At 51.2% G+C, this 10,993-nt stretch carries 10 protein-coding genes and 1 pseudogene; 5 read left to right on the top strand and 6 right to left on the bottom strand.

Annotated elements, in window-relative coordinates:
* A pseudogene (locus GS614_RS21895) lies at positions 1–408 on the top strand (transposase); the annotation flags it as partial.
* Positions 409–1,108: 700 nt separating this feature from the next.
* Here GS614_RS21895 and GS614_RS21890 read toward each other — a convergent pair.
* From GS614_RS21890 to GS614_RS21880, 3 genes are read right to left on the bottom strand one after another with little or no spacing between them, the layout of a single operon-like run.
* The gene (locus GS614_RS21890) at positions 1,109–1,894 is read right to left on the bottom strand and encodes a hypothetical protein (RefSeq protein ID WP_170592131.1); all 786 of its coding nucleotides are present in this window, start codon (positions 1,892–1,894) and stop codon (positions 1,109–1,111) included.
* 47 nt (positions 1,895–1,941) lie between these two features.
* A complete protein-coding gene (locus tag GS614_RS21885) occupies positions 1,942–3,615 on the bottom strand; it encodes a sulfatase-like hydrolase/transferase (protein ID WP_170477051.1) in 1,674 nt (557 codons plus the stop codon).
* A gap of 14 nt (positions 3,616–3,629) precedes the next feature.
* Positions 3,630–3,785: a hypothetical protein gene (locus GS614_RS21880; RefSeq protein ID WP_170380012.1), complete on the bottom strand. Its 156-nt coding sequence runs from the start codon at positions 3,783–3,785 to the stop codon at positions 3,630–3,632.
* A 106-nt stretch (positions 3,786–3,891) separates the two neighbouring features.
* On the opposite strand from GS614_RS21880, the gene GS614_RS21875 reads away from it, so the two are divergent.
* Positions 3,892–4,848, top strand: a complete 957-nt coding sequence (locus GS614_RS21875) for an AraC family transcriptional regulator (RefSeq protein ID WP_170624377.1) — start codon at positions 3,892–3,894, stop codon at positions 4,846–4,848.
* Between the two features lie 249 nt (positions 4,849–5,097).
* Here GS614_RS21875 and GS614_RS21870 read toward each other — a convergent pair whose 3' ends face one another.
* Complete coding sequence (locus tag GS614_RS21870; protein ID WP_170659165.1) at positions 5,098–6,378, bottom strand: phosphatase PAP2 family protein; 1,281 nt, start codon at positions 6,376–6,378, stop codon at positions 5,098–5,100.
* Between the two features lie 64 nt (positions 6,379–6,442).
* Positions 6,443–7,297, bottom strand: coding sequence for a hypothetical protein (locus GS614_RS21865; protein WP_171727321.1), 855 nt, complete (start codon positions 7,295–7,297; stop codon positions 6,443–6,445).
* A gap of 428 nt (positions 7,298–7,725) precedes the next feature.
* On the opposite strand from GS614_RS21865, the gene GS614_RS21860 reads away from it, so the two are divergent.
* The 3 genes from GS614_RS21860 (at position 7,726) to GS614_RS21850 (ending at position 10,679) form a co-directional block, all read left to right on the top strand.
* Positions 7,726–9,000: a serine hydrolase gene (locus GS614_RS21860; RefSeq protein WP_170557563.1), complete on the top strand. Its 1,275-nt coding sequence runs from the start codon at positions 7,726–7,728 to the stop codon at positions 8,998–9,000.
* A gap of 72 nt (positions 9,001–9,072) precedes the next feature.
* Positions 9,073–9,684 (top strand): TetR/AcrR family transcriptional regulator, encoded by a 612-nt coding sequence (locus GS614_RS21855; protein WP_170557561.1) that lies wholly within the window; start codon positions 9,073–9,075, stop codon positions 9,682–9,684.
* Positions 9,685–9,746: 62 nt separating this feature from the next.
* Positions 9,747–10,679, top strand: coding sequence for a cation transporter (locus GS614_RS21850; protein WP_216601251.1), 933 nt, complete (start codon positions 9,747–9,749; stop codon positions 10,677–10,679).
* A 123-nt stretch (positions 10,680–10,802) separates the two neighbouring features.
* Here the strand turns inward: GS614_RS21850 and GS614_RS21845 are convergent.
* A partial coding sequence (locus tag GS614_RS21845; protein WP_171727319.1) for a DUF3604 domain-containing protein occupies positions 10,803–10,993 on the bottom strand: 191 nt, incomplete at its 5' end.

Raw genomic sequence — 10,993 nt, 5'->3', positions numbered from 1 at the left:
AGGCCCGAAGAGATTGTCTCGAAGTTACGGCAGGTTGAAGTTCTGATGGGGCAAGACATGTCCCGCTTCGATGCGATCAGACAGGTTGGCGTTGTTGAACAAACCTATTTCCGCTGGCGAAAGAAGTACCGCGGAATGGGCGGAGATCAGTTGAAAGAACTGAAGCGGCTTCAGAAAGAGAACGAGCGGCTGAGACGCGCCTGCCGCGTGCTTGTACAACAGCTGTCCATACAACCGCGTGTCCCACAAGGTCGCACAGGCGAATACAGGTTGGTCGCCGACATGATCGCGCTGACCCGTCAATACGGCCGATATGGCTATCGCAGGATCACTGCACTGCTGAGAGGGGCTGGATGGTCTGTCAGCGATGGGCGAATTGAACGACTTTGGCGACGAGAGGGGCTGCGACCGGCCAATCATGCTAACAGTAGACAACGATAACACCGAGCCTTATGCAGTCGTTTGTTCGCCGGCACGGCCGTACGCTCACAGGAAACTCAAATTTGCAAAACGATAGCCCAGAGCTGGTCAATCAGAGTGCTTAGAGGCTTGTATTTAGGTCAGTAGTGCTGCTATATCTGCCATAATGTAAATTATCAGGAGAACGCCGTTGTAGTGGCGCTCACTTGTTCCAATCTACTCTCCTATTGAAAATAAATCGCTGCGGGTTTGCATTCCCCTAAGGCAGCTCTGTGGGACCAAACTCCAGTTCGCCGTCGCGCGAAGCTCTAATGACCGCTCTGCGCAGACAGCGGACTTTGCAAAGTCTTGGGTACAGATCGTAATAGAAGTCTCTTTTCTCAGAACTCTGGGCCTAAGCATCGCTGGTTGGGGATTAGAAGCGCGAACAACGGATTCAGTTTCAAGGTTCAAATCCATCTCAGCGGATCGCCTAGAGACTATTGATCTTCCCCGAGTTCAGAGCGGAGCGACCAGATAGAATGATGCGGCGCGAGTGACGCCAATTTATTTCCTACCAACCCGGCGCGGGCAGGGATTGGCTCAAGGCAGTTCCAGGAAGGGTCAAGATAGGCTCAGAATACAAATGGCTGAACAGAGTTCTGGACTGTGACATAGATGATCTTCGCCGAGGTTGGGTGTGGGTGGACTAGTAGTTGAAACGCAAACCCAAGCCGGCACCTTTATCGTAGGGGCGGTCGGAACCTATGCCGATTAGGAAATCAGCATAAATTGCGATGCCAGGACTGAGGTTCTTGCCAATCTGGAACTCAGCGGTCGCTGGCCAAGCATCGTTCTCCCAGTCATATGGTGCTTTGATGTCAGCCTTGGCCCAGTACCCATCGCCAAACGGTTGTAGCGCAATCAACCGCATCGCGGTTTGGTTTATGTCCGTCGGGCCATTGTATGAAGCAAAATGCTGGAGCAGTGGGATCAGCGTCAGCCCTGATTTTGTGTTTGCAAAGGCGAACCCGCCAAAAGGCGCAATTTGATCGGACCCGGTTCCGATCCCTTTTTCCGGGTCGCCAAAGTCCAGAATCCACTCCAGACCAATGGCCGACTTGATGGCCCACGTTTCGTTGAGCGGTCTCTGAGAAGGGAAATAGATCGCTTTGAGGCTCAATTTCTCGAAGTCAGTGAACCGAGTTCCAGTCACATCCGTTGAGTTGTAGTGCAACTCATATTTCAGTTTCAGATCAGGCCGCAGCATGTATGCGCCATCTATAAAGGCGTCCTGCTTGTCAGCACCGTTGCCCAAATCAAAATACTGATACCGGATGTCCGTGTTATTAACTGCGGCCAAAGGGTTTGAAGCGTTTTCATCGGCGATTGCTGGGGCCGCAACAATGCCAGTCGCCAATGCAAGGACAAGCGCTTGGATTTTCATATTGTTTCCAGAATTTTTGTTGTGGATGCCAAGCCCCACATCAAGCATATCATTATCTGATGCGGGGCTTGCATTACTCTTATCAGCTTCACCCTTTAGTCGGGCTGAATGTCCCGCTTGGCGACAAAGGCATCCACCGCTGCGACGGTTTCAGGACGAAGGTTCACGATACCTTCATAGGGACGTCCAGTCGCGGCCGGTTGATCGGGGTACATTTCCTTAAATTTCAGGTGGCGGGCAATAATGCGGTTAAACTCATGTCCAGCCCATGCTCCGATCTCGGTCGATACGCTCTGTTCTTCGCGGGGGTCGCGGAACAGGTTGTAGAACTTGGCCACGATAGCATTTTCACCTTTGGCCGGAACTTTGAGTTTGATGTGTTCCTTTACCACCTCTTTCAGCGAATTGATCGAGTAGATCAGTACATGATCCCTGCGCCCATGCGTATCGCCAATAAACATCAGGGACGTCTGATCGACACCGTCAATGATCCGGTCGCGGGGGATGGCATCCATCGCTCCGCCGATACGCGCAATTGACGTGAACAAATCAGAGATATGAATAATGTCAGATACAATCGAGTCTCCCTCGATCAAGCCGGGCAGGCGGGCGAACGCATCCACCCGAACGCCTCCTTCAGACGTATCGGCCTTGCCGCCCCGGAAGACCAGCGGCGAAAACCCACTGCCGGGGGCATATTTGGTGAAGTGACCGTTGTCGCCCATCAAAACGATCAGGGTATTGTCCCTAAGCCCCAGCGCATCGACTTCGTTCAGAATGACCCCGATCCATTCATCCAGCTCTTCCATGCTTTCAACGAATGTACCGCCGTTGGGTGTCGTGAACGCCTCTCTCGTCGTGCGCGTTGTCGACAGAGGGACAAGCGGCCAGTATTGCAGGAAGAACGGTTCATCCCGTTCTGCTAGCAGGCGCAACTGTTCCATCGCCTGTGCCTGATAGCGGATGTTCATTTCATTATATTTGTCCTGGGTCCATTTCTCACCCGGTTCCATATGGACTTCGCGGACCTCCCCGCCAATAACAGCTTCGAGGCCGGTAATCATGTGTCCCGGATCAGGGCGAAACCAATCATCCAGCGTGTATTTGGAGTTGTAGTTGTCTTCCCCTATGGCCATGGTGATTTCTTCCTTGGCTGCATCTTCGTTGAAGATGGCCAACTGGCCCTGCTGATGGATGGGGAACGCGGCGTAGTCAAAGCCCTGATAAGTAGGCCAGGATTCCTGAATGTCGCCCATGTGCCATTTGCCAACATGCGAGGTGTTGTAGCCTACGGATTTCAGAACTTCGGCAATTGTGACTTCTTCATCGGCAAGGCCAAAACCTGAAATATCGACGGCGGTATCGCCCATCCCATTGCGATACGGCTGGCGACCCGTCATGAAGGCGACCCGCGACGGTGTGCAGGACGGCTCGGTATACATGCGCGCAAACCGCATGCTTTCCTCTGCGAGCGCGTTGATATTGGGCGTCGAATACCCGCGTATCGCGTTCATCTCGGGCATACCCATGTCGCCAAAACCCATATCGTCAATAAGGATGTAGAAGATGTTTGGAGGGTTCCCTCCGTTTTTCTCACGAAAATCGGCCAGCAGTTGGTCAACCTGTGCGTCGTTCTCGACCCAAACGGCTTCGTTTTGCTGCTTCAGGACATAGTATTCCGCATCATGCACGATATTGCTGTCCTGAGCTGCCGCCGTGATAGCGGAGCCGGTAAAGACCAGCGCTGAGAGGAACAGTTTTGATTTCATGAGATACCCCTGTTTCATGATTTACTTGTTTTCAGACCTTCAAGGATCAGATGATGGCAAAAGGTTGAAAGGGAGAGTTCGCTGTCTTCAGCCTGTGAGCGCAACAACTCTTTTTCGCTTTTGGTTAGCAGCGTTACGACGCGTTCGGTGCGCGCAGTATCGTCAGGCAACGATGGGCGTCCGAACCTCTTCCCTCTCGATTTGTCTGCTTTGTCTTGCAATTGTCCAAGCCTACATATTCGAATAACATTTCATGAAAACTACCTGCGGGGCGGAATGGACGACATCAAAAAACGATCAGCCCCCAAAAAAACTTGCGCCCCAAACACACTTTTTTTGCAGGACCCTTCGCAATTCCGCGAGCTGTCCCAATGGGATGTTGAGCTACGCCAAATTGAGGAGGGAACTATGAACTCTTCGGTATCCGTTTGGGCAGGTCTTGACCTTCAAATGATTGATTTGTCGTTTGATAAGGCTGTGTACCAAACTGGTGTTTCTCGCCCTGACATTCTAGCGTTTGGCTTACCAGACAAAGGGAGTGTACGGACTTGGCTTAACGGCTCACCCTCAGACACCGCTCTGATGAATTTTGGTAGCGGAGACCCTTTTGAAGGCGTGAGCAATTCAACGCTCACAGGCCTGACCTTTGGCATCAACATCCGAAGGGCTCAACGGATCGCCGACGATTGCGGTCTTGATATCAGCACCGTGCGAAATGACGCTTTAAGATCTTTCGTTAGCGACGCTGGAAAGCTTCATTCCTTAGTCAAAAACAAAGCGCGCTTTCTAATTGGATCAGCGGCCGGACCAAGCTCTGATAGTGAAGAGAGTGATATGATCTTTGAGCTTCTGGAAATGCTGGTGGTAGGCGAAGAATGGAGTGATCGGCGAAACAGTAAAAATAGAACCCGTTTAGCACAACAAGCCGTTGAGTTCATGCGGGCCCATTTGATGGATAACGTTTCAATCGGTGAAGTATGTGCAGATATTCAGGTATCTGCATGCACTCTTCGTCGCGCGTTTCAGGAAACATATGGGGTGAGCCCCAAGCAGTTTTATCTAAGAGCCCGTCTCGGTGCTGTGCGCCATGAACTGGTGTCCTGCTCGCCAGAGGAGAGTATATCGGACATCGCAAACGCTTACGGATTTTGGCACATGGGTCAGTTCGCGCGAGACTACAGAGCACTCTTTGGACAACTGCCGACACAAACGTTGTCAGGCAAAGTGAACTGAAACAGAGCTTGGCAACAGTCTTTGGCGCAAAGTTTGTGTTAAGCAATTGTAGTTGCGGAGCCACTGTCAGAGTTCAGTGGCTAGCGACGCTGAGACCTTGGCGGTACGCGGCCTAACTTGTCCGCAACACGAGAATTGCAAAGTCGGATTTTGTAGGTCCGCTTCGGGCTGCCTCCAGTCATAGGCACGGGAAGCAGCGAAGGTCGACTGATTGAGCCTCGACAGCCTATTTGGGTTCCTTCCAAGTTTTCAAAATGAATACCCAACATTCAAAAAGACACTGGTGGCGTCATATCTGTTCTCTAATTCAGCCACATCCAGCTTTCGGCTGAAACTTTGAACGCCTACTCCAATATCCCATTGTGGTGTGAGCTCGTAGCTCAGCAAGGCGACCGCATCTAGAAACTCGACAGAGTCAAACGAAGTGCCGTCGACACCCAACTGAAATTCTAACCGATCAGACAGTTCATAGCTGGCATGGATGCTCGCATATGGCGCAAAGTCGTTGTTTTCGACTTCTTGATCCAGATTGCCGGAAACAAGTCGCACATAGGTATTTTGAAAGGTCAGACCCCCGCCAACTTTCAAATCGAACCGACCTTCAGGGACGGCGTTGTACAGGTAACCGCCACGAATTTCATTCATAACGTAATCCATCGCAGTCGTGGTGTCTGCCGGGTATACCGTGCCGTCAAACCGAACGGGGTTTGAAAAAGTGCCTTCGTCTCGTACCTCTAACGGATTTAGGACCGCGTAGAACTCGTGCCGATCAGTCATGAAGTACTCGAAACTCGCAGCGGAACTTGTGGTCGGGTTTGAAAAGGTATCAAACTGTTCAAGGTCTAGCTGTGAGCCGGTTGAACTGGGAGATCGTACGTCATTGTTGTCCAGGCTGCTGGCGCCAAAGGAGAATGAAAACCTAAATCTGGGTTTGAAGGGTTCTGACGCTTTTGTCTCTGCTGATTTGTTTGAACCGGTAAGCATCGAAACCTGCAAACCGACCGCATCCTGCGAAACTGTTGGTAAAACCCTGACTCCGTTCTCTAAAGGCGTCGCGTACAACCAATTGCTAAGCATTGCGATACTTGCACCGGCCAGGACATCGTCGGAGAAGTGCTTCTCAGCGCGAACGCGGGTGTAGCCGACAAATGACGCTAGCAGATAAGCTGGTACGCCGTAGCTGGATCCGTACCGTGTTTGAAGGAAGGCAGCACCCGAGAATGCAGCCGCGGTGTGTCCTGATGGAAACGAATTGTCTGCTGAGTAATTGGGGCGCCATTTCTCCACAAGAAACTTAAGACTCTGAACGGTCAGAAAGGTCGTGCCAACACCCTTTGCGAGTTGTTGTCGTCCTTCCTTGTCGTCCTTAGTGTAAGTTATCCCAAGGGCCGCGAGAGGAATTGCCAACTGGAGAACATCACCGACGTCTTCGAGGTCTTCAGTTGTGTCACCAGATACAACTGACGGAGAAAACAGCGCACTTAGTGACGCACATAGTGCTACTGAAGTTAGTTTTCTTCGAATTCCCATAAATAACGCCTCAACTTGCGCCCTATTTGAAACTAGTGCGCTGACTTATCCTCATGAGTTGATTTCACGGCAAGAACCACGAAACGCCGAATTTGAGCTGCCAGTCATTGCTGTTGTCCGGCGCCTCGGCGAGATAGTAGGCACCAACATTCAGGTCGATAGCATTTCCGCCACCCACGACGAACGTCTTCCCGAAGGTCGCTCCGACGGGAACAACCCAGTCACCTGTGTTCCAATTATAGCTACTCGTATTGGAGTAGCCGACGTAAGAGCCTCCGAGGAAATTCTCCAAATTGTAGAAGACTATCGGCTGTATGGTGGTGAGCGAAAAATCATCCTCTCCCCAAAGATGTCCGACCACACCACCATAAGACAAATCGCCAGCAAAATTGAACCCAACAAGTGCAAGGCCCGCTCCGTTTCCAGGCCCGTTAAATCCGTCTTCAGCTGTATCAAATGAGAGTTGGACGCCGTATCCGATCTTGAATGTCCCTGGTTCCACTTCCGGAACATAAAAAGCCTGAACAATAGTATCGCTAAAGCCGAAATCTGTTCCTTCGCCACTGTCGGAAAGGGCGAATTCTGGCAGACTGGCATCTGCGCCCGCTACACCGCCAGGCAATCCAACATAAGGTATCAATCCGCGCAAAATCACATTCGCGGCTTCTCCCTCGAACGTGTAAACTGGTTGAAGCTGAAAATTGTAGGTTGTGCTGTCGCTATTGGGGCCAAAGCCGATTGTGTTATCCGTAAGTAGTGCGGTGACTGCGGCGAGCGGGTCCTGTGCCTTACGTGCGGCCTGACACGCGGCATCGCACTCTTCTTGTGCTTTGGCGAAAGAGGTTAAAAATACCGAGCAGCAAATACCAAAGAGAACCAGCCTGGAAGGTACACATAGTCGTTTGGCTAGCGTGCTCAACTGAGTTGCCCGGCCCCAGGGCCTAATAATTATGCAAGACAAGGGATGCTCCTAACGTCAAATACACCAGATTCTCCCACGAGATTTTTATAGTTTATTTTCGACTCTTGTCGATAACTTCGAGAGCAGTGGGTTTGGGTTTGGGAAATTGTCGAAGCTGATTTGCCACATAGTTATTAAATTGCTCATTTTTTTAGCAAGGGCGCGCGTCAGCGACAGCCCGGTATAGTTGAAATCCCAGCCAAAACTCGACTGTTGTCGACATCGCCATTCTTGGTGTAACCATATCGGTGAAGCTGGACTCGAATAACAAATTCCGCGCTCAGCCCATGGCGCAAAGCACACTTCTCAGATCTGACTGCGCTTCGATTTCATAAGACATGCAGCGCAGTCATTAGAAATAAGCTCAACGGCATCAAGGAAAACAGATGAACAAAATCAATTGTATAGTAGCAGTTAGCTTTCTCCTGTCATCAGCAGCATATGCTCAGTCAATACTGCCTCCAGATCAGGCGTTCCTCGATCAAGTCGAAGGCTTTGGTGTCACCCAAGAAAACTGGGATAGCGGCGAAAACGCAGCCGTAACCTTTCCCAATGCCTACAAGTTCACGCGTCACTACGTTGTTGAACCGAGCGGTGACATTGAGCCCGAGAGCTGGACGGAGTCCATTAGTCTCGACTTGTCCGAACTGACTGCTGAAGACGCTGATGGTCCACTGGATATCGAGACTTTGTTGCGGGACAGGCTCAAGAACCATTCAATGGTAATTCTGAAGGGCGACGACCTGCTGCACCAGCATTTTTGGAACGGGATGGATGAAACATCTACCCACTTGGACATGTCAGTAACAAAGTCCTTCACTGCCATTCTTGCTGGAATTGCTGCGGCCGAGGGTAAACTGGACATGACGGCACCGGTGGAATCTTATCTGCCAAGGTTCAAAGGGACAGCATTTGAAGGCGTTTCGCTGCAAGACGTGGCCGACATGAATTCAGGCCTCGACATTCCCACACCGCCCTTTCTTTCTTGGGACCCAAAATTCACCGAGTCTCAGGAATGGAACGGACCCAATGATAGCGGTTTGAACGGCATCGAAGATTACCTGGTTACAATCGCGCAACGAAAGTATGAACCAGGCACACATTATCAGTACCAGGACCCCAACACAGAAGTTCTGGGTCTTGCTGTCGAAGCGGCGACCGGTGTTGGATTGGCCGAGTACTTGCAAGACAAGTTGTGGTCAAAGCTAGGAGCTGAGGGCGAGGCATATTGGATGGCTGACCCGTCGGGTGCAACAGTTGCCTCCGGGGGATTGAACATGAGAACGCGTGACCTCGCGCGCGTCGGACGTATGATGCTCGCCAGAGGTAAGAACTACGCTGGAGATCAAGTCATCCCTGCCGCTTTCCTGGACGCCCTGTGGATGGGAAACGACAGGGTCCGCGGTGCTTGGAGCAACGGAAAAGAGGCCGTACTCGCGCCAAACGGGTGGTATAAAGATCAGATCCGGATCTTGGAAATTGGTGACCACAAATTCGCGGCGTTTGTCGGAATACACGGTCAGGTTTTGGTGGTTGAGCCAGAAAGTGAAACCGTCATTGCAATGAACGGTGGCTACCCGCAGACGGAAACAGAACGCATGAATTCAATGATTTTCCTACAGGTTGTTCCAGCGATTCTAGATGAAACAGCAAAGATGTAGGGCAGCTGGAATTTGACGCGCGGGTTCTGATGTTGGTACGGACGTGTCAAATACCAATGGTTAAGACTGTGAATGAAACACTACGCTAAAGGCGAGGAGCGACGATTGAAGTTGATCCTCGCTGCCGAAACACTTCTGGAAAATGAAGACCTTCCAGATATCACCATGCACAGGATCGCGGCAGAAGCCGATATCCCGTCAGGTTCTGCTTACCACTTTTTCAAGGGGGCCAACGAGGTGTTTGCAGCTGCGGCCGGTCGTTTTGGCGAGCAGTTAATCGGAGACATAATTTCGCCCTACTCAGGCACTGCCTTGGAGAATTGGCGTAGCTTGTTCGAACACGCAGCACGCCGAGGCGTCGCTTTGTACCAAAGGAAGCCAGGCTATTGCCGACTTATCTTGGGGAGTACAACGGCACCTGCGATCAAGGCTACCGATAGACAGAACGACTTTGAGCTTGGTGCACAATTCGCGGAACTCATGGACAGCTACTTTGTTTTGCCTGAAATTGACCAACGCGAATTACGTTTCTTCCATGCAATCGAGATATTTGATCTGTTCCTTAGCCTATCATTTCAGAGGCATGGGGCTCTGACCCCCGAGATGATTGACGATGGGCTTTCTGCATCGATCTCATATTTGCGGCAGTTCATCCCAGATCGCATTCCACGCCGTGGCGTTTGACAGCCAGATCCTTTCAAGCACTGTACCTTTAGCGGTCCACTCAAGAGTTTTGTGAGGCACTCGTGCAGAATGAACATGCATCTGAGCAACGTGCTCTAACCATTAGTATGATTGGCACGCTCTGGATGGGGCTCGCGGGTATCGGCGCAGCCATTCTTTCAAACTCCCAGGCTGTTCTCCTAGATGGGTTGTTTTCATTTGTCGGTTTTGCAGCGGCACTATTTGCACTAAGAGTAATTGGAAGGGTCCAAAAGGCGCCCGACCGCATTCGCCCTTTTGGCTACGGGTCGGAAGAGTCAATTTTCACAACATTTAGGGCTCTCTCGCTGCTTGGTGTGGTGCTCTTCGCAATCATCAATGCGCTTCGTAGCATCGGCTCATACGCGAACGGTCAGCTGCCGCCACCATTGCTGTTTGAGCCCATCGCAGTTTATCTCGCTGCCATCTTGATGACTTGCCTGGTTCTTTGGTTGTTTCATCAGAGAGCCTGGAGGAAGGGCGGAAAGCGCAGTGATATCTTAAAGCTGGAGGCCAATGCGGCTGCCTTTGACGGCGCTGTAAGCGCCGCCGCGGGTGTTGGTTTGTTTTTGGTCGCTTCGATAGAAGATGGGCCGTTGGCGGTTGTCGCCCCCATCGGAGATTCTCTGATCGTTCTAGTCTTATGCTCGATGGCTGCAATTCGTTATTTTGCGGACTTTCGAGCGGGATTGGCCGAGTTGGCAGGGGTCGCAGCGCCAAAGGCCAGTTATGAAATGGTGTTGGGTGTCGTCAATGAGCCGATAGCGTCATTTGGAGGCAAATTGGTTGAACTACTGGTTGTAAAAGCAGGGAGAAGTCACTCTGTCGTTGTCTTGTTTGATCCTCAGCGACCAGTGTCCGCAATTGAAGTAGACACTCTTTCGGATGAACTGGAGCAGAGTCTGCGACAGAAACTTAAACACGCGAACATATTGACTGTGGTAACTTCTTCGAGCGGAGATTCAGAAACGCATTAGAGATTTGACCCTCGCTTTTAAGGTTTGCCCAATTACGCATGCTTAGGGCTGGGAACCACCAATCAGGCAAACCACAGAGAACAACAGTACTGAGCCCATACCCGACCCACATCGTAAATCGAACTATTGTTGTGGCGAGTACCAAATCGGCGAAGTGTAGGCACGTTCCTGTGCTGTTAACTGGACACCATCCGGCATGTCTATTCCGAACTTCACTGCATCATACGCCGTCCATCGGGGGGTCGGAATTTCTATTACCCGGGCATAATAAAATGCGCTTTCCGAAGGATCAAAATCTGGGTCTTCCCAGACGG

Source organism: Ruegeria sp. HKCCD6604, assembly GCF_013110635.1.
GTDB lineage: Bacteria > Pseudomonadota > Alphaproteobacteria > Rhodobacterales > Rhodobacteraceae > Ruegeria.
This window is presented reverse-complemented; position numbering and strand designations above follow the sequence as displayed.

What these genes read in the sequence shown, in the direction of transcription:
- GS614_RS21890 (WP_170592131.1), bottom strand. Translation starts at nt 1,894, where the DNA reads ATGCTTGATGTGGGGCTTGGCATCCACAACAAAAATTCTGGAAACAAT.
- GS614_RS21885 (WP_170477051.1), bottom strand. Translation starts at nt 3,615, where the DNA reads ATGAAATCAAAACTGTTCCTCTCAGCGCTGGTCTTTACCGGCTCCGCT.
- GS614_RS21875 (WP_170624377.1), top strand. Translation starts at nt 3,892, where the DNA reads ATGGACGACATCAAAAAACGATCAGCCCCCAAAAAAACTTGCGCCCCA.
- GS614_RS21870 (WP_170659165.1), bottom strand. Translation starts at nt 6,378, where the DNA reads ATGGGAATTCGAAGAAAACTAACTTCAGTAGCACTATGTGCGTCACTA.
- GS614_RS21860 (WP_170557563.1), top strand. Translation starts at nt 7,726, where the DNA reads ATGAACAAAATCAATTGTATAGTAGCAGTTAGCTTTCTCCTGTCATCA.
- GS614_RS21855 (WP_170557561.1), top strand. Translation starts at nt 9,073, where the DNA reads ATGAAACACTACGCTAAAGGCGAGGAGCGACGATTGAAGTTGATCCTC.